Annotated in this window: 19 protein-coding genes, 1 tRNA gene and 1 pseudogene; 3 read left to right on the top strand and 18 right to left on the bottom strand. The window is 69.5% G+C overall.

The window, feature by feature from the left end; genetic code table 11:
- Positions 1-6: 6 nt before the first annotated feature.
- The 6 genes from ABD912_RS19100 to ABD912_RS19075 are packed head-to-tail and all read right to left on the bottom strand — an operon-like array spanning position 7 to position 7,405.
- Positions 7-1,905 carry a protein kinase domain-containing protein gene (locus tag ABD912_RS19100; RefSeq protein ID WP_345153380.1) on the bottom strand — a complete coding sequence of 633 codons (1,899 nt, stop codon included), beginning with the start codon at positions 1,903-1,905 and terminating at the stop codon, positions 7-9.
- Positions 1,902-3,347 carry a peptidoglycan D,D-transpeptidase FtsI family protein gene (locus tag ABD912_RS19095; RefSeq protein ID WP_345153378.1) on the bottom strand — a complete coding sequence of 482 codons (1,446 nt, stop codon included), beginning with the start codon at positions 3,345-3,347 and terminating at the stop codon, positions 1,902-1,904. The genes ABD912_RS19100 and ABD912_RS19095 overlap by 4 nt, the downstream gene beginning before the upstream one ends.
- Positions 3,344-4,786, bottom strand: coding sequence for an FtsW/RodA/SpoVE family cell cycle protein (locus tag ABD912_RS19090; RefSeq protein ID WP_345153376.1), 1,443 nt, complete (start codon positions 4,784-4,786; stop codon positions 3,344-3,346). The genes ABD912_RS19095 and ABD912_RS19090 overlap by 4 nt, the downstream gene beginning before the upstream one ends.
- Positions 4,783-6,186, bottom strand: a complete 1,404-nt coding sequence (locus tag ABD912_RS19085; protein WP_345153375.1) for a PP2C family protein-serine/threonine phosphatase — start codon at positions 6,184-6,186, stop codon at positions 4,783-4,785. Before ABD912_RS19085 ends, ABD912_RS19090 begins: the two co-directional genes overlap by 4 nt.
- Positions 6,187-6,188: 2 nt before the next feature.
- The gene (locus ABD912_RS19080; protein ID WP_345153374.1) at positions 6,189-6,671 is read right to left on the bottom strand and encodes an FHA domain-containing protein FhaB/FipA; all 483 of its coding nucleotides are present in this window, start codon (positions 6,669-6,671) and stop codon (positions 6,189-6,191) included.
- The gene (locus ABD912_RS19075) at positions 6,668-7,405 is read right to left on the bottom strand and encodes a DUF3662 and FHA domain-containing protein (protein ID WP_345153372.1); all 738 of its coding nucleotides are present in this window, start codon (positions 7,403-7,405) and stop codon (positions 6,668-6,670) included. The genes ABD912_RS19080 and ABD912_RS19075 overlap by 4 nt, the downstream gene beginning before the upstream one ends.
- A gap of 282 nt (positions 7,406-7,687) precedes the next feature.
- On the opposite strand from ABD912_RS19075, the gene ABD912_RS19070 reads away from it, so the two are divergent.
- Positions 7,688-7,771, top strand: a tRNA-Leu gene (locus tag ABD912_RS19070).
- A gap of 123 nt (positions 7,772-7,894) precedes the next feature.
- Here ABD912_RS19070 and ABD912_RS19065 read toward each other — a convergent pair.
- The gene (locus ABD912_RS19065) at positions 7,895-8,350 is read right to left on the bottom strand and encodes an iron chaperone (RefSeq protein WP_345153370.1); all 456 of its coding nucleotides are present in this window, start codon (positions 8,348-8,350) and stop codon (positions 7,895-7,897) included.
- A gap of 84 nt (positions 8,351-8,434) precedes the next feature.
- Positions 8,435-9,202, bottom strand: a pseudogene (locus tag ABD912_RS19060) (LLM class flavin-dependent oxidoreductase); the annotation flags it as partial.
- Between the two features lie 697 nt (positions 9,203-9,899).
- Between ABD912_RS19060 and ABD912_RS19055 the strand changes: the two are divergent.
- Positions 9,900-10,043 (top strand): hypothetical protein, encoded by a 144-nt coding sequence (locus ABD912_RS19055; RefSeq protein WP_345153368.1) that lies wholly within the window; start codon positions 9,900-9,902, stop codon positions 10,041-10,043.
- A 116-nt stretch (positions 10,044-10,159) separates the two neighbouring features.
- Positions 10,160-10,861: an HIRAN domain-containing protein gene (locus ABD912_RS19050; RefSeq protein WP_345153366.1), complete on the top strand. Its 702-nt coding sequence runs from the start codon at positions 10,160-10,162 to the stop codon at positions 10,859-10,861.
- Positions 10,862-11,839: 978 nt separating this feature from the next.
- Here ABD912_RS19050 and ABD912_RS19045 read toward each other — a convergent pair.
- The 10 genes from ABD912_RS19045 to ABD912_RS19000 form a co-directional block, all read right to left on the bottom strand.
- The gene (locus ABD912_RS19045; protein ID WP_345153364.1) at positions 11,840-12,085 is read right to left on the bottom strand and encodes a hypothetical protein; all 246 of its coding nucleotides are present in this window, start codon (positions 12,083-12,085) and stop codon (positions 11,840-11,842) included.
- Positions 12,086-12,144: 59 nt separating this feature from the next.
- Positions 12,145-12,516, bottom strand: a complete 372-nt coding sequence (locus ABD912_RS19040) for a hypothetical protein (protein ID WP_345153362.1) — start codon at positions 12,514-12,516, stop codon at positions 12,145-12,147.
- Positions 12,517-12,518: 2 nt separating this feature from the next.
- Complete coding sequence (locus ABD912_RS19035; protein WP_345153360.1) at positions 12,519-12,911, bottom strand: hypothetical protein; 393 nt, start codon at positions 12,909-12,911, stop codon at positions 12,519-12,521.
- Between the two features lie 208 nt (positions 12,912-13,119).
- A complete protein-coding gene (locus tag ABD912_RS19030) occupies positions 13,120-13,755 on the bottom strand; it encodes a hypothetical protein (RefSeq protein ID WP_345153358.1) in 636 nt (211 codons plus the stop codon).
- A 31-nt stretch (positions 13,756-13,786) separates the two neighbouring features.
- Positions 13,787-14,062, bottom strand: a complete 276-nt coding sequence (locus ABD912_RS19025) for a hypothetical protein (RefSeq protein WP_345153355.1) — start codon at positions 14,060-14,062, stop codon at positions 13,787-13,789.
- Between the two features lie 28 nt (positions 14,063-14,090).
- A complete protein-coding gene (locus tag ABD912_RS19020; RefSeq protein ID WP_345153352.1) occupies positions 14,091-14,336 on the bottom strand; it encodes a hypothetical protein in 246 nt (81 codons plus the stop codon).
- Positions 14,337-14,423: 87 nt separating this feature from the next.
- Positions 14,424-15,155, bottom strand: a complete 732-nt coding sequence (locus ABD912_RS19015) for a hypothetical protein (RefSeq protein WP_345153349.1) — start codon at positions 15,153-15,155, stop codon at positions 14,424-14,426.
- Between the two features lie 68 nt (positions 15,156-15,223).
- A complete protein-coding gene (locus ABD912_RS19010) occupies positions 15,224-15,649 on the bottom strand; it encodes a hypothetical protein (RefSeq protein WP_345153347.1) in 426 nt (141 codons plus the stop codon).
- Between the two features lie 152 nt (positions 15,650-15,801).
- On the bottom strand, positions 15,802-16,659 hold the full coding sequence (locus ABD912_RS19005; RefSeq protein WP_345153345.1) for a hypothetical protein: 858 nt from the start codon (positions 16,657-16,659) through the stop codon (positions 15,802-15,804).
- Positions 16,660-16,966: 307 nt separating this feature from the next.
- Entirely contained in the window at positions 16,967-17,182 is a 216-nt protein-coding gene (locus tag ABD912_RS19000; protein WP_345153342.1) for a hypothetical protein, read from the bottom strand.
- Between the last annotated feature and the right edge of the window lie 662 nt (positions 17,183-17,844).

Here is a 17,844-nt window from a genome sequence, read left to right as displayed (position 1 = left end):
CCGGGATCACCGGTTGTCAGCCGAGGAAGACGGGGTCGTGCCGGGGATGGACGGCAGAATGGACGTCGGCGTGGGCTCCGGGGTCTCCTCCTCGACCTCCTCCGGTCCGCTGGAGACGGTGTACTCGACAGAGAAGCCGCGGGCCACCTCGTCGCCTTCGCCCGGGTTCACCGAGATGACCCGGCCCTTGGGGACGGTGTCGCTGGGCACGGAGCCCGCGGAGACCGGACTCAGGCCCGCCTTCTGCAGCTTGGCGCGGACGCTGCCCTCGGTCGCGCCGACCAGGCCGGAGGGCACCTGCACGCTGGAGCTTTGGATCGCGTAGGAAACGGTGACGGTGTCGCCGGCGGACACCGTGCCGGCGGGGGAGACGTCCAGCACCGTGTTCTCCCGTTGGGTGCTCTCCACCGGGACGGCGTTGACCTTCAGGCCCTTGGCCTCCAGGTCCTGGCGAACGCTGTTAAGAGGTTGGCCCAGGTACTCGTTCTTGGAAATCACGATCCCCGCGGGGGCGGAGGAGGTCGGGCGGGCGGAGGTGCTCGAGGGCGTGGGGGGCGCGGAGGAGCTGCTGCTCGCCGGCGCGGACGAAGAGGCGGTGGTCGGGGCGGGCGATTCGGTCTGTTCCCCGCCGTCGCCGCCGCCGGTCAGCAGCGGCGCCAGCCAGACGCCGAGGGCGGCCAGGAGCACCAGTGTGACGAGCGCCAGCAGCGGCCACGTCCACGGGCTGCGCTTGCGGACGCCGCGGTCCCCGCGGCCGTCGCGTTCGGCCGGGACCCGGCCGTTGTCTCCGGCCCCGCCGTCGTACTCGTCCTCGTCGTCGTCCGGGCTCCAGGCGCGGCTGGCGCCCAACAGCGAATCGAAGCCGGCCTCGCCGTTGCCGCCAGAGGGCGTGGCGGTGGTGGGCGTGGCAGACATCGGGGTGGCGACGGTCGGCAGGGCGCTGGTGGCCGGGGCGGAGGCTCCGGCCGCGGACGGCTGCGCACGCGTGGCGGCGTCGGTGTACGGGACCGCCTCGGTGGCTGCGGTGTCCGGCGCTTCCGCGCCGACCAGCAGCATGCCCGGCACCGCGGCCTGGGCGGCCTTGATGTTGCCGGCGCGGATGGCGTCCGCGGCCTCGGCCAGCTTGGTGGCGTTGGCGGGGCGCTCGGCCGGGTTCTTGGCCAGCATCGACATGATCAGGGCGCGCACCGGGGCCGGAATGGACTCGGGCAGCGGTGGTGGGGTGTCGTTGACCTGGGCCAGTGCGATCGCGATCTGCGACTCGCCGGTGAAGGGCCGGCGGCCGGCCAGGCACTCGTAGCCGATCACGCCGAGCGAGTAGATGTCGCTGACGCCGGTGGCCGTCTGGCCGGTGGCCTGCTCCGGGGCCAGGTACTGGGCGGTGCCCATGACCTGTCCGGTGGCGGTCAGCGGGACCTGGTCGGCGAGGCGGGCGATGCCGAAGTCGGTGATCTTCACCTTTCCGTCCGGCAGGATCAGCAGGTTGCCCGGCTTCACGTCGCGGTGCACAAGGCCCTGCGCGTGAGCCACGGCCAGCGCCTTGGCGGTCTGGCTGATGATGGACAGCGTCCGGTCCGCGGAGAGCACGCGCTCGCGCTCGATGATGGCGGACAGCGGCGGGCCGGGCACCAGTTCCATGACCAGGTAGGCCGAACCCTCCTCCTCGCCGTAGTCGAACACGTTGGCGATGCCGTTGTGGTTCAGCAGCGCCGTGTGGCGCGCCTCCGCCCGGAAACGCTGGAGGAAGCCCGGATCGCCGGTGTACTCCTCCTTGAGGATCTTGATGGCGACGGTGCGGCCGAGGATCTCGTCGCGAGCCTTCCACACCTCACCCATGCCGCCAATGGCAATACGGTCGGTCAGCTGGAACCGTCCGCCCAGGGTGATTCCGGATGTTGGCCTCACTTGTTGAACACCGCCTCTAAGATCTTCTTCATGCTCGGACCGGTCAGGTTGTGACCGGTGTTGTAATCGACTTTTTCAATGACCACGGTGACCGCGACCTGCGGGTCGTCGGCCGGGGCGAACCCCGTGATCCATGAATTGACCTTGCCGGTGTTGCCGATCTGGGCGGTGCCGGTCTTGGCCGCGATCTTCAGGCCGGGGACCTGGGCGCTCATCGCGGTACCGCTCTGGATGGGTCCGAGCATCAGTTCGGTGACCTTGTCCGCGACCTCCTTGGAGGTGGCGGTGCTGAACTGCTCCGGCTTCGGATCCTCGATGACCTTAAGGTCCGAGGCCACCACCTGCTTGATCAGGTTCGGCTTCATAATGACGCCGTCGTTGGCGATGCCCATCGCCACCATGTTCATCTGCAGCGGGGTCGCCTTGACGTCGAACTGGCCGATCGAGGACTGCGCCAGCTGCGCGGCGGACATGTCGGCAGGGAACACGCTGGGGGTCACCCGCAGCGGGACCTGCAGCTGCTGGCCGAAGCCGAAGCGTTCGGTGACGTCGCGCAGCGCGTCCTGGCCCACGGCCTGGCTGATCTCCACGAACGGGGTGTTGCAGCTCTGCGCGATGATGAAGGACAGCTTCGCCTTCGACTGGCCGGAGCAGATGCCCTCCTCGAAGTTGCCCAGCTTGGCCGTCGAGCCGGGCAGGGTGACCGAGCTGGGGTTGTCGATCACCGTGTCAAGGTCGTACTTGCCGGATTCGAGGGCGGCCACCGTGTCGAGGATCTTGAACGTCGAGCCCGGGGGAATCAGGTGTCCGATCGCCGGGTTGATGTTCGGGCTCAGGCCCGTCGTCTCGAGGATCTTGTTCATGTTGGTGGTGGACTGGGAGCCGGAGACCACGGCCAGCTTGTTCGTGTCGTAGCTGGGCTTGGAGGCCATGGCCAAGATGTCGCCGGTCTTGGGGTTGGACACGATGATGGTGCCTTGGACGCCGTCCGGAAGCAGGTTGTAGGCCGTCCGCTGCAGCTTCGGGTCGATGGTCAGTTCCACCGACGCGCCCTCGTTGGTGCCGCCGGAGAGCATGTTCACCAGCCGGTCGTAGAACTGGCTGTCGCTCTGGCCGGTCAGTTCGGCGTTCATCACGGATTCGAGGTGCTTGGAGCCGAAGGTCAGCGAGTAGAAGCCGGTCAGGTGCGAATACAGCTCAGCGTCGTGGTAGACGCGCTGGAACTTGAAGTCGCCGTCGGATTCCACCGATTCGGCGATCGGCTCCCCGTCAACCAGGATGGCCCCGCGCGGGAGGTCGAAGTCGCGGTAGAGCTGGCGGTTGTTCAGCGCGTTGGCGTTGAGGTCCTGGGAGGCGAAGAACTGGATGTAGGTCAGGGACCCCATGATCGCGGTGAAGAACACCAGGATGGCGATCCAGACGTTGCGGATGGCCTGGTTCATCGGGCGCCCTCCTTAGGAGCTGCGGAGGCTGCGGAGGCTGCGGAGGCCACGGGGGCCGCCGGCGCTTGCGGGCGGCGCTTGGGCGCGGTGCCCGCCTTTTCGGGTTCGGTCAGGGGACCGACGGCGGCCGGGCGGCGGGCGCCGTGGGAGACCAGCAGCAGCAGCGCCACGATGATCCAGTTGGACAGCAGCGAGGAGCCGCCCGCCGCAAGGAACGGGGTGGTCAGGCCGGTGAGGGGGATGAGCCGGGTGACCCCGCCCATCACCACGAAGCACTGCAGGCCGATCGTGAAGGACAGCCCGGCCGCCAGCAGCTTGCCGAAGGCGTCCCGGGTGCCGAGCGCGGCGCGGATGCCGCGGCTGACCAGCACCACGTACAGCATCACGACGGCGGTGATGCCGAAGAGGCCCAGTTCCTCGCCGAGCGCGGCGACGATCATGTCGCTGTTGGCATAGGTGATCAGGTCGGGCCGGCCGTTGCCCAGGCCGGTGCCGAACAGGCCGCCGTTGCCGAGCCCGAACAGGCCCTGCACGATCTGGAAGCTGCCGCCGGCCCGGTTGTAGACGTCGGGGTCGAAGGCGTTGAGCCAGGCGTCGATGCGGCGGGTCACGTGGGACATGAACTGGGAGGCCAGCAGGCCGCCAACCGCCACGAAGGCCAGGCCGATCACGATCCAGCTGATCCGGCCGGTGGCGACGTAGATCATCACCATGAACAGCCCGAAGAACAGGATCGAGGATCCGAGGTCGCGCTGGAAGACCAGCACGCCGATGCTGACCAGCCACGCGACGATCATCGGGCCGAGGTCGCGGTAGCGGGGCAGCTGCAGGGGCCCGATCTTGCGTCCGGCCAGCAGGATCAGGTCGCGGTTGCTGGAGAGGTAGCCGGCGAAAAAGATCGCCAGGGTGATCTTCGCGATTTCGCCGGGCTGGAAGGAGAACGGGCCCAGTCCCACCCAGATGCGGGCGCCGTTGATCTCGCGGCCCAGGCCGGGGATCAGGGGCAGGATCAGCAGGAACGCGCTCAGCGCCAGGAAGATGTAGGTGGCCCGGCGCAGGATGCGGTGGTCGCGGACGGCCCAGAGGGTGATGATCGCCGCGGCGACGGCGATGCCGGTCCAGAGCAGCTGGCGGGAGGCGGCGTTGTCGCCGGTCGCGTTGTCGATCCGGTGGATCATCGCCAGGCCGATGCCGTTGAGGGCAACAACCACCGGAAGGATGATCGGATCGGCATACTTCGCCCAGATGCGCAGGACGACGTGCACGGCCAGCGCCATGCAGGCCAGGGCCACGCTTTGGGTGATCCACTTCTGTTCGACGCCGGATTCGTTGCTGAGGCTGACGAGGTAGTTCGCGCCGGTGACGACGGCGAGGGCAAGCGCCAGCAGGCCCAGTTCGAGATTTCGGCGGGGCACGGGGGCTGTCGTGACGTCGCTCACTGGGCCTCCTCCTTGCAATAGGACGGCAGGTCCGTGGGTGGGGACTCGCCGTCGACGGGCACCACCACGGGGCAGGACTGCTTGGCGGTGATCAGCAGTTCCCCCACGATCCGCTGGGCATGTTCGAGGTCTTTGGCGGCTAGCGAACTGGTCAGGCGCTGCTGGGTGTAGGCGGGCAGCACGTCGAGCGGGATGTCGGTGACGGTATCCACGTGGGAGAGCTTGACCGGCCCCAGGTCCTGGGAGACGCCGTTGAAGATCGCCACGCGGCCGTTGTAGTTGCCCACGAAGTACTGGGTCTGCGTCCACATGTAGCCGAGGGTGAGCACCGAGGCGAGGATCAGAGCCATCAGTCCCAGGAAGGCCGGCACGAGCCAGCGGCGCAGGCGCGGGCGGACCGGGGGCTCCTCGGGGAGTTCGGCCTCGGCGGCCACCGGCGGCGGTGCCTTGTGCGTAAGTATGGCGGCGGCGCGGCGCTGCGCGGAGCGCTGCGTCACGATCGGGATCTGCCCGGTTTCGGTGGCCAGGGCGGCGGCGCCCACCAGGGAGTGCGGGCGGTTGGACATCTCGTGGCGCAGGATGGCGGCGCTGGCCTGGAGGTCGCCTTCGCGGGCCACCTCAAGCTGGCCGGTGTCCGGGGCCTCGATCTCGGCGGGAGGTGGCGGCACGGCGCCACCGTCGTCCTCCGCGACCTCCACCACCACGATGGTGACGTTGTCCGGGGAGCCGTTGGCGAGGGTGGTTTCGACGAGGTCGTCGACGGTCTGCTGGAGGGAGCTGGTGCCGCGCACGATCTGTTCGGTGACGGCTTCGGGAACGACGGCGTTGAGCCCGTCAGAGCACAGCAGCCAGCGTTCGCCCGGCTGCACCGGGTACTGGGCGATGTCCAGTTCCGGGCTGGCGTCGGAGTCCCCGAGCACGCGCATCAGCACGTTCTTGTGCGGGTGGGTCTCCGCCTCCTCGGGGCGCAGGCGTCCCTCGTCGACCAGATGCTGGACGAAGGTGTGGTCCTTACTGACCTGCTCGAACACCCCGTTCTTGAGCCGGTACGCCCGCGAATCCCCAATATGCGCGTACTGGAATACGTCGCCGGTGAGCAGGAGGGCGGTCACCGTGGTGCCCATTCCGGAAAGCTTCGGGTTGGCGCTGACGAGTTCGTTCAGGATGGAGTTGGCGGTCTGGATCTCGTCGGGAAGGACGGTCTCGGCGTCGCCCTCCACGAGGCGGTCCAGGTGGACAAGGTCCAACACGGTGGAGGCGGAGGCGACGTCGCCGCCGACATGCCCGCCCATGCCGTCCGCCACGACGGCAAGGTAGTTGCCGGCATAGGCGGAATCGTCGTTCTTGGAGCGGACCTTACCGACGTCGGACCGCGCCGCGAAACGCAGGATCAAGGCCATGGTTACGGCCTCAACTCCATAATCGTCTTCCCGATCCGGATCTTCTGTCCCAGTTCCACCGGCTGCGCGCGGGTCAGCTGAGTCTCGCCGAGGAAGGTGCCGTTGGTCGAGCCGAGGTCCTCGATGAACCAGCGGCTGCCCTGCGGGAACAGCCGGGCGTGGCGGCCCGAAGCGTAGTCGTCCTCAAGCACCAGGGTGGCTTCCTGCGCACGTCCCAGCAGGATCGGACTCGCGGCCAGTTCCATGTTGATTCCCGCCTGCGCGCCGTCGACCACCGTCAGGGTCCGGGCTGACTGCTTGGCGGGGGGAGCCGACTCCGGGGCGAGATCGGGGTTCTTCCGCACTTCGCGGGCGCTCGGCGCGCCGGTGCGGGCCTTCTTGCCGACGTGGAGGTCGCGGCGCAAGGCGGCGACGACGCTGAGGATGAGGACCCAGAGCAGGATCAGGAAGCCCAGTCGCAGGGCAGTGAGGACGAGTTCGCTCATGGGCGGCCTCCGGAGCGTTGGGGCAGCAGGCGGAACGTGATGCGGGTTCGGCCCATCGCGATGATGGAGCCGTCGAACAGTTCCTCACGTCCGGCGACCCGCTGGCCGTTGACGTAGCTGCCGTTGGTGGAACCGAGGTCGACCGCCCACACGGAACCGGCCTCGCGGACGACTTCCAGGTGGCGGCGGGAGACCCCGGGGTCATCGATCAGGATGTCGGCGTCGCCGGAGCGGCCCAGGACGATCGAATCGGCATTGAGGGCGTAGCGCTGTCCGTTGACGTCCAGGACAGGCTGCAGTTGGGAAGGCTGGCGTGCGGGGGCGGCCGGAGCGGGAGGCGCGGCGGGAGCCGCCGACTCGCTGTCCCGGACCGTGTCCGCGTCGATGGCGAAGTGCCCGGACTTGAGTTCGGGATCCTTGTGGAAGGAGACGTGGACGGCTCCCTGCAGCGTGTACTGCTGGCTCTTGGCATGCTTGAGCGCCACGGTGCACAGCTCCTCCGCCAAGGTGGGGCCCCATTGGCGGGCGCGGGCAAAGTCGTCGGCGCTGAGCCGAACGGTAAAACTGTTCGGTGCCAGCGTGCGGCCCTGGGACAGGCCCAAGGACTTAACGTCCATTTCATTGCGCAGGCGGCTGGCGATCTCCACCGGCTTGACGTCGCTGGATCCGGATCCCCGGAAAACGCTGGTAACCAGCTTCTCCAGGCCGCGCTCAACATTGTCAACGAGACCCATGGGCGCTGCTCCTCTCCTAGTCTTCACATCTGCGATCGGCGCCCCGGAGCATCGCACTGCGGAGCGCGGGCCGGGTGGCCCGTGCCCTCCCGATACTACTTGGGTTGCCTTGGAATGAGCCGAGGCCCCCGTTAAACCGGCCCTTCATGCAACGAACCGAGGCCCCGAAAGGTTGCCAAAAAGTGAGGCCAAACACAAAGCGGGACCCCGATTTGGCATCTGCCCGAAAGACGTGGTTAGATTGTTTCCGTTGTTCGGGGGAAACCCGCGAACAAGTGAAATGCGCGAGTGGCGGAATTGGCAGACGCGCTGGCTTCAGGTGCCAGTGCCCGCAAGGGCGTGGGGGTTCAAGTCCCCCCTCGCGCACAGAGGAAGAAACCGGTTATCCCGAGAGGGATGGCCGGTTTTTTCGTGTTTCGAGGTGTTGGGCCGCGGTCCGGCACGGGGCCGGGCACCAATCGCAGCTAGCAGGGGAAACCGCCGGCCGCGTCAGGATGCGGCCCTGCGGACCAGTTCCTCGATCTTCTTCACGTCGGCGTCGGTCAGGTCGGTGATCGCGAACGACGTCGGCCACATGGTGCCCTCGTCGAGGTTCGCCGGGTCGTTGAAGCCGAGTGTCGCGTACCGGGCCTCGAACTTGGCGGCGGCCTGGAAGAAGCACACGACTTTGCCGTCCCGCGCGTAGGCGGGCATCCCGTACCAGGTCTTCGGCGCCAGCTCCGGGGCCGCGGCAGAGACGATGGCGTGGATCCGCTCGGCCAGCGTTCGATCCGGCTCTGGCATCTCCGCGATCTTGTCCAGCACGGACTGAAGGTCGTCGGCCTTCTTTTTGCCGCCGCGCCCCTCCGCCCGGAGCTCCTCAGCCCGCTCCTTCACGGCGGCGCGCTCCGCCTCGCTGAATCCGGTGGCGGACCGTGCCTGCGATTCGTTGTCCGTTGCGGCCATGGGCTTATGCTCCTCGCTCGTCAGGGGTGATTCAAGGCAAGTATCGCCAGCGGACCAGGCCGCATGTCAACGGGCGGGCCGTGGTCAGCGCCAGCCGAGCTGCGGCGCCACGTGCTTCAGGATCGAGTCGATGACGTGGGCGTTGTACTCGACGCCGAGCTGGTTCGGGACCGTGAGCAGGAGAGTGTCGGCCGCCGCGATCGCCTCGTCCCCGGCCAGCTTTGCGACCAGCTCGTCCGGGGCGCCTGCGTAGGACCGGCCGAAAACCGCTCGGGTCCTTTCGTCGATGTGGCCCACCTGGTCGGAGCTGAAGCGGTCGCGGCCGAAGTACTTCCAGTCGCGCTCCTCCGTCAGCGCGAAGATGCTGCGGCTGACCGAGACGCGCGGCTCCCGCTCGTGTCCGGCCTCCTTCCAGGCCTGCCGGTAGAGCTCGATCTGCTCGGCCTGCTGGACATGGAAGGGTTTGCCGCTCTCGTCGTCCTTGAGCGTGGAGCTCTGCAGGTTCATGCCGAGCCGCGCGGCCCATGCCGCTGTGGCGTTCGAACCCGAGCCCCACCAGATGCGCTCCCGCAGGCCTTCCGAGTGCGGCTCCACGCGCAGCAGGCCCGGAGGGTTGGGGAACATCGGGCGGGGGTTCGGCTGCGCGAAACCCTCGCCAGTGAGCACCTCGAGCAGGCGCTCGGTGTGCCGGCGGCCCATGTCGGCGTCGGACTCGCCCTCGGCGGGGGAGAAGCCGAAGTGGCGCCAGCCGTCGATGACCTGCTCTGGTGAGCCCCGGCTGATGCCCAGCTGCAGGCGTCCGCCCGAAATGAGGTCGGCGGCACCGGCGTCCTCGGCCATGTAGAGCGGGTTCTATCGCTCCTCGTTCTAATCTAGGGCTCGCTGGTCAGTGATGCTCTAGGGCACAGCTTACCGGCGGACGTCGTTTCCACAATCCGCCCGACGTTAACCAGCGGATGCCAGGCAAAAGATTAGGCCGGTACTGGCGGCGACCGTGACCAGACGGAGGGCGCAACCCCTGGCCACGCAACACCGAAGCTCGCTCCCGCGCAGGGGGCGGGCCATAGGTGTTGGCCTATACGGGGCTGGTGGTTTTCTGCCCGGCGGCAATGGGGGCCAAGCAAGACCAGATCTCCCGCAGGGAGGCCGCTCCCATCTTTGGAGCCTCCCCGTGACTACCCTCCCCGGCCGTGGAGCCCTCGCGTGAGCACTCGCCCGGACAACGTAGAGCCTCGCCAATGTGCGGGGCTTCTCCTATATATAGGTACGAGGGCCGCTCTCCAGGATCCCTACCTGACGCGGAGGTCGCCGACCGGGCGGGCCGCGCCAGGTTTTCCTATACCTATTAACGGCCTGGCGCGTGCGGGCCTGGCGGCCGTGCTCTCTCCTCCGGTGTCCTGGCGGTGTGCTGGGGTGGTCTAAGTGGTCGCGGGAGGCGTCTCTCGTAAGGCGTTCCCAGTGGTCGGAGAGGCCGCCGGGGTCTGTTAATTTTGCTCCGGTGCGTCTCGCAGTGAGCCGCCGAGACAGGGGGCTGACATTGGGTTTTGACATGTTCGGGGACGACGAAAACCTCGGGCCGGTCGCGGTGATCGTCGACGGCGACGGCGCCGTGATCGAGGTCTACGCGGACGGCTCCTATTGCACGAAAGACGCGACCGGGCGGGTCCTGCCGTCGGGGCCGGTGACGGTGTAGGCGGCTCGCAGACGTGTCGACCTGGGCGACCTCCTCGCGGCCTCTCCTTGGCGCCCTGGGGCTCCGGCGGTGCGAGCCTTTCCGGGGCCATTCCCGTGCCGCTGTAGGCTCGCGACATGGGATTACTTGACCTGATCTTCCGCCGTAGGACCGCCAAAGACCCCATGCCGGAGTCGGACGCCGCCGAGACAGTGCCCGAGGTCCAGACCGTCGAGGAGCGTCCGGCGCCCGAGGTCGTTACCGAGGAGCCGCTCCAGGTTCCCGAGGTCGTCGCCGAGGAGCCGCTCACGGTGCCGGACGTTGCCGCCGTGCGCGTCGCCGCCCCGGTCGTGTCTCCCGACGTCGTCCTCCCGCCTCCGCGCCTGGGGCCGCCGCGCGAGGAGGCCCGCGAGGAGGCCCGCGAGGAGGAAGGGGACCGGGCGCCGAGGGGCAACGGCGTAAAGAAAAAGGTCCTGCCCTCGGGGCTGTCGATCCTCGACCTTCGGGAAGTCAAGGCGACGCGGACGCGCATAGTCGGATCGGCGTATTGGGTCACGGATAGCGGGCGCGATAAGCACGGCGGAACCGAGTACGTCCTAGTTCGCGAGCCGAAAAACCAGTGGGACCCGAACGCGATCGGGGTCTATGGCAAGGGGCGCAAGGTCGGGCACCTATCGGCGGCCAAGGCGGCGGCGCTGGCGCCCATTTTCGACGCCCTGGACTATGACGCCTTCAAGGTCAGCGGGGCGCCGACGTCGGGTACGTCGATAGTCCTCCGGGTGGATCTGCCGTCGACTCCGGCGTTACGCACGTTCATTAAGGGGCTGGGCAAGGAATAGGGTTCGCGGTAGGCGGCCGTTCCCGGCGTCTCCAGGGCTCCGGCGGTCCGTGCTCCTCCTCGACCAGGAGGCGGCAGGAGGGGCGCCCTTGTGCAAACGCATTAACGGCCGGGGTCCAAGATCCGCAGAATCTCGGGAAAGTGGGAAACTGAACCAGGCGAGCCGGCCTGTGCGCCTGCCCTGCGTGCAAGCCAGGGCGGCGGGCCGCGTGCCAGGGCTTACCTCCGGCGGCATCCAGGCGGCCGGGTCGGTCCGGGGTGCGGGCGGTGCCCGATGGTTCCAGGGGCCATTACCGGCGGACCGTCCAATGGATTACGGGCCAGGCTTAGGGCCGTTACCTGGCCTCTGGCCAGTGGACGAGGCGGAGCCTCCCCCGCGTACATAACGCCCGAATTGCCAGCCGGATTGTTAAGGGCGCGCAGATTTTGCGGCCGACTCACCACTCACCCCTAGGGCTCACCACCCTACGGACGGCAAAACGCCTAGTCACAGTGCAAGGGGTGAGTTTGGGGGGTGGGGTGTGGCTAGAGCGAAGAAAAATAGAGAAACGAACCAGAGAAAGACCACAAACGCCACTTTCACCACTCGCGGGTGAGGAGGCGCCGGAGGCGCGGAGGATCCGGGCGAGAGCCTCGGGCCGGGCGTCCGCGTGCGGAGCCGCTGGCGGCCCTGTGCGGGCCTCCCGTGCCCTGGCGGGCCTCCAGGGCCAGGAGGCGGGTGCCTGGGCCTCCTCCTGGGACGACGTCGCGGAGGTGCTGGCGGGGCTCTCCTGGGCGACTCGGCGGCCTCCTCCATGGGAGGGCCTGGGTGCCCGTGTGCAGGCCGCTCCGGCGATGTCTGGGCGTGGGCTCGTCCAGGCTCCTCCTCGGCCTCCTGGCGGGCTCCTGGCGCTCCTCCTGGGACACGGGAGAGGCACCCGGAACGCAGAAAAGCCCCGCCTCCGGCGCGGGGCCAGGGGGCGGGGCTTTCGGGATGGAGCTAGGCGGCCTCAGCGGCCAGGACGGCGGCATCGCGGGCACGGCGGGCGGCCTTGACGCACGGAGTGCAAGCACTGCGTTTGTCGCCAGGACGAACGCCGAGGTAGCGCGCCCGGTGGAACGCCTGGGCGGGGAGAATCTGGCGGCACGCGCGGCACTCCTGCCGGACGAGGGCGCCGTCCTCGTAGAACTGCGCGAGGTCCTGGCCGGTGTGCGGGTCGCGGAGAATGCGCTTTTCGGCGGTCATGGTCGGGGGGCCTTTCGGAGACGTGCGCCGGAGCGCGGGAGTGGGACGAGAGGGGCGGATCAGAACGGCGGGGCATCCTCGGCCGCGACGACGGCGGCCGGAACCGCCCACGGGTCGAAGGCCCGGCGGGTCGGGGCGGGCTGACGTGCCCAATGGGTATCGTGCGGATCGTCGGCGACCTCGGCGGCCGCATACGTCCGCTTAGCGAGCTTGGCGCGGGCGCGGGCGACCTCGTCACGTTCAGCCAGGGTCGTTGCGGCGGCCTTGGCCGCGATCAGTGCCGGATGGTTGCGGGCGGCGTCAACCGAGGCCGTCAGGATGCCTACGCGGGCGACGTCGGCGGCGGACAGGACGACGGGCGCCAGGCGGAAAATGTCGACGGGACCGCCGGGCGCGGCGGTAGCGGCGCGCTTCTGCTTCTTCTGGGCCATGGTTACGCCTTCCCTCGTTGCTTGTCCCAACGGGCGCGGCTGGCCTTGCGGGCGGCGCGGCTGGTGGCCGTAGCGGCGTCCTCGCCGTCGTCGAGGCGGAGATCGAGGAGGCCAAGGAGGCGAACGAGGATCGCGCGTTGCTGGCGGGCCTCGGCCAGGAGCGGCGACGGGCGGCCGCTGGCCAGGATCCGGCCATGCTCGCGGATCGCACCCTCTAGCTCGGCCAGGGTGTCGACGGTCTCGCACGCCTGGGCGAGGGCGGCACGCTCCGGGATCGAAAGCTCGTACTCGTCGACGGCGGAACGGAACAGGGCCGCGCCCGCCTCGCCGAGGTGCGCGGGAGTGGGGATCTCGTCGACGTCGGGGTCGACGGCTGGGGCGGTTGGGGTAGTCATGGGGCGACCTCCTGGTCGTCGTGGTGGCCGTAGGGACGGCCGGGGATGGGCTGGGGCTGAAAAACACGGGTCGCACGCTTGGGGCCTAGTGCTATGCCGCTTCGGGCAGGAGCGAGGGGGCGGGGGAGGGGTCACCCCCCACCCTGGCCGGGCTAGGAGGCCGAGCGTGTGCTTGTGCATGTGCTCGGCCTCCTCTCGGTGTGCGTGGCTACTTGCCGCAGGTCGCGGCGCGGGCGCGGCGCTTGGCTTTGCGCCTACCCTGGGCGGCGGCCGGGCGCTCGGCACGGGCGGCGGAGTAGTCGACGGCCGAGGCGGTCGCGGCGTGCGACGAGCGGGCCTCAACGGGAGCGGCGCCGGTCGGGTCCTCGCGCTGGGCGCGGCGCTGGCCGGGCGTGCATCGCACGACGGCGGGCCGGGCCGAGGTGGCGACTATCCAGGTTCCGCACCCGCCGATGCAGGCAACGACGAGGCGGCGGCCGGAGGGGCGGGCAGGCGTGGCCGGTGCGGCCGTGGTCTCGACGGTGGCCGGTGCGGCCGTGGTCTCGACGGTGGCCGGTGCGGTCTCCTCGACGTCCTCCGGGCGCGGGCCGATGACGGCCTTAGCCTGGGCGCGGAGGACCTGGCGCAAATGGTCCAGGCGTGCGGCCTCGTCCAGGGCCAGCCAGGCCGCGCGGGAGTGGGGCGCCATGAGGGCGAGCGGGGCGGTTGCGGCGTCGGCGGCGGCGAACCTGGCGCTGTGCTCCATGCCGCGCTTAACGCGGCGGTAAACCGCGCGGTCATAGCGGCGCTGTTCCGGGGTGTGATTCGGCTTGCTGGTCTCGGTGGCGGTGGTCTCGATGTTCATGGGGTTGGGTCCTTCGTGTAAACGAGTTGGGTTAGTAGGTGGGCCAGGGCTCGGCCTCGTCAGGGTGCGCGGGGCGCGGTCCCTCGTCGGCCTTCACCTCAGCGCGGACGGCGGCCTTGAGGTGCTCCAGCCGCTCGGCCTCGGACAGTGCGAGGTACTCGGAGCGGCGGAGCCAGCCGAGGAGACCGAGCGGGACGGCGTCCGCGTGGGCGTCGGTGGCGAACTTGCCGAGGCAGACCATGAAGCCCTCGACGCGGGAACGAACACGGCGGTCATACGCTCGTTGCTCCCGCGTTTTCTTCGGCATCCTCCGGCCGGTCTCCAGCACGGCGGGCCTAGTAGCCGCGCGAACGGGCGGCTAGGGCGATCTCCTGGGCCTTGGCGGAGGCGTCGCGCTTGGCCTGGTCCTGCTCGCGCTGGGCCAGGACGGCGGACCAGTAGTTTTCCGGGGTCGTACCGGCGGCGGCCGCGCGGGACTCGACAAGGGCGCGCGTGCGGTCGTCCAGGTCGGTATACCTGGCCGGGAGGCCCTTGGAGGACTTGGCGAGGATCTCGTCGGCGATGTTGTGGGCGTTGGTCATGGGGTGCCTTTCTGGGGGCGGGTATGGGTGCGCCAGGGCCACGCAGTAACGCGGGACCCCGGCGCGGGAGTGGTGAGGGAGGGCGGGCTAAAAACCGGCGGCGCGGGAGCGGGCCGCCTCGGCCTGGCTAGCGGCGCGCCTCTCCTCGGCCTTCTTGATTGCCTGGGCGGGGTTGCTCTCGTCGGGGTGCAGTTCGATCGCGGGGGCGACGTCCTCGCCAGCGGCCACACGCTCCAGGGCGTCGACGTCGAAACCGTCGATAGCACCGGAGAGGATCCGCTCGGCCTCGCCGACGACATGGAAGCGGCCGCCGCTGGGGACGCCAGCCGTGTTCTCCCAAGAGCGGCCCGGCGATCCGGCGACGCGGTGCGCGTCGTCGCGGTCCTCCAGGGCGGCGGCCAGGAGCGGCCACAGCCGGGCCACTTCCGCGTGCTGTTCGATCGCGTACTCGGCGGCGGCCTTGCGGCGGACCTCCGGGCCGGACGGGTTCTGCATGAGGGTGTCGAACTTGCGGCGGGCGGCGCTCACCTTGCGGGCGTGCGCGGCCTGGGCGGCCTCGGCCTGACGGACGGCCTCCTGGGCGTCCTCAAGCGCGGCGGCGCGGATACCGGGCTTGGGGACGAGTTCACCGTCGACCATGCGGCCGAGTTCGTTCTTTGCCCGCAGGGCGGCGCGGACGGCGTCGAAGTAGGTCCGGGCCTCAGCGTCCAAGGCCTCCCACGCGGCGAGGGCCTCCTCGGCGCCGGACGTGAGGCGGATAAGCCAGGCCGGGTACACGCGCTGGCCGTTGGCGGTGATCTTGAGGGTGTGGGTACTCATGGGATGGGGTCCTTTCGGGGATGGGGTGCCAGGACGCCGGACGGCGAATGGCGGGGGTGGGGTTGGGGCTAGTTGGCGATGATTTCCAGGGCGTCAACGTCCAGGCCGGAAACGAAAGCGTCGATCATGTGCTCGACCTGGGCGGCCCCCTCGGCGACGCCGCCAGGCGGGGCCACGGGCAGGCGCCAGGTACGGCCGGGGACGACGTAGCCGAGGGCGGCCTCGCGGGTCGCCAGGGCGGTGCGGAGAGCCTGCCAAGCGGTGACGGCGTCGGCCTGGGCCTCCAGGGCCAGCGTGGCGGCCGCGCGGGTGCGGGCCACGTAGTTATCGGGGCCGCCCATCAGGTCATCCAGGGCGGCGCGGAGGGTGGCGGCCTCGGTCGGGTCCGTGGCGGCCGTCCAAGCGGCCAGGGCCTCGGAGGCGCCAGGGACAACGGCGACAACGGCGGCCGGGTAGATCGGGCGGCCGTAGTTGTCCGGGGTGCGGAAATTCATGGGTGGGGGTCCTTTCGGGAGGGGTTGGGGTTATCGGGTGGGGGCGGTCGGGCGGGCGAGAGCCTCGTCGACCTGGGCCTCTAACGCCGCCAGGCGGTAGAGAACGGCAGTGGCGCCGGTGAGGCCGTAGGCGGTCGCACGGTTGGCGGCGCTCAATTGGCGGCGCCGACGGTCTCGCGGGCGGTACGGTCGGCCGCACGCGCGGGCCGGAACGTCGGGTAACCACGCAACGCGCGCGGCATCCCCCAACGGGTCGCCGCCAGGGCGCGCAACTCGGAACCGGACAGGCCGCCGGGCGCGCCGTCCAGGTCGTACTCGCGGGCGAGGTCGGCCTGGCGGACCTTGTCGACCTCGTCGAACTGGGACAGCCACGCGGCCGCGTCGTCCCCGGAGGTGTCCGCCTCGGCAACCGGCGCGGGCAGGAGCGAACGCAGATCCCGAGCCAGGGCGGCGCGGGCGTGGCCGGACTGTTTCAGGTCGCGGGCCGTGCGAGACAAGGCGACGGCGTACTCATCGAACGGCGCCACACGGGCGGCCGTCTCACGATCCAGGGCCAGCGCGTCGCGGGCCTCCATGCCCTCGACGGCGGCGGCGTAGAACGACGTAGGCGCCGCCGTAGCGGCCTGGGCGACCGCCTCGGCCTCCTCGTAGTCGTCGATCATGCTGTGAGCCTCGGCGTGGGCCTCGTCCATCCACTCGGCGGCCATGTCGCGGACACGCTCCAGGGACTCATAACGGGACTGGTGCGGGTCCAGGTGCTCGGCCGCGATCGTTAGGACCGTGCGCGCAATCGTCGCGACGGCGTAGTCGTCCAGGGTCTCGCCGAACTGGCGGAACCCCTGGCCACGCTTGTACGTGACGCCCCTCCGGGCGATCTCCGGGGCCAGGAGTTCGGACAGGAGACCAATCGGCCAGCCGCCGGAACGGCGGGCCGTCGACGGCGACGGGAGCGGGTTGGTGGAGGTGGACGGGTTGGCGGTCCAGGCGGTCAGGCGGACGGGGCTAGGCATGGTGGGGGTCCTTTCAAGGGGTGGGGGCGGTGCCCCGGTGTGGGGCGGTACTTGCGGGCGTGAGTTGGAGGGACACAAACGCCCTCCGGGCGTAAGGGCCGGAGGCTCTCCCCGCGTGAATTGCCGGCCGCTGTAAATAGGGGCCGGCTACTCACCACACGCACCATGCGTAGGCGGGCAAATAGGCGCATTTCGCCTAGTCAGCGTGTGGGGGGTGAGTTTGGGGGGGTGTGGTGTGGCTAGAGAGAGCAGAACTGTAGAAACGAACAGAAGAAAGACCACAAACGCCACTTTCACCACTCGCGGGCTAGTCGCGGGTGAGGCGCTCGGCCTCGCGCCGGAGCGACTCGACGACGGCCGGGTCGCGGGCGGTGGCCATGCGGGCCAGGAGGTCCAGGGCCTTCCGGCGCTCGGCCTCCTTGCGCCGCCGGGAGCGGGTGACTCGGCAGGCTGTAGAGCACGTTTCCGCGCTGGCCTGGCCAGTGAACGGGCGGTGACAAATGAGACAGACATGGTCGGCCATGGGCGGCCTCCTTTCGGGCGTTGGCTTACTTTGTTTGGCAAATGAAAATGCCGCCGAGGGTACGGCGGCGGGTGAGGGCTCACGGACAGGAGGGCAGTAGCCCCGCCGGGTTTACGGCGGCGGGGCTACCGGGTCCCATCCATGAAAAGACCGGCCACGAGGGCCAGCGCCGAGCGGGGGCTTAGGCCGCTCGGACGGGGTGCGAACCGCCGCGCCCCGGAGAGTGCGCGGGCGCGGACGGTTCAAACTTGGTGGGGGGGAGGATCCAGGCGCACGCGGCGCGGATCTTTCCTACTGGAGTAGACGGCCGGGCGTACAGGACGCGGGCGCGGATCTCTCCCGTCTGAGTAGACGGCCGGGGGTGTTACAAATGCGCGGGTCTCTCCCGTCTGAGTAGACGGCCAGGGTCCGTTAAATGCGGATCCGACCGGGCCGGGGTCGTGGTCGGGTGCTTACAAGAGAGAAGACCGCCAGGAGCGCCGAAACTGTCCACGGCCGGGGCGTGCGGCCGGTCACGATCGCGCGGGGAGCGGGCCAGGGCGGCCGGTGACGGCCCGAAGTGGTGAAAGTGGCGAAAGTGGTGGTCTCTCTATATCTCTACTCAAGTAATGGCTTTACTTGAGAACGGATAGAGAAGTACCTCCACTTTCACCACTTCCACC

This window comes from Arthrobacter ginkgonis, from assembly GCF_039540195.1.
Lineage (GTDB): Bacteria > Actinomycetota > Actinomycetes > Actinomycetales > Micrococcaceae > Zafaria > Zafaria ginkgonis.
The sequence above is the reverse complement of the archived record's forward strand: the minus strand, read 5'-3'. Positions and strand labels throughout refer to the sequence as shown.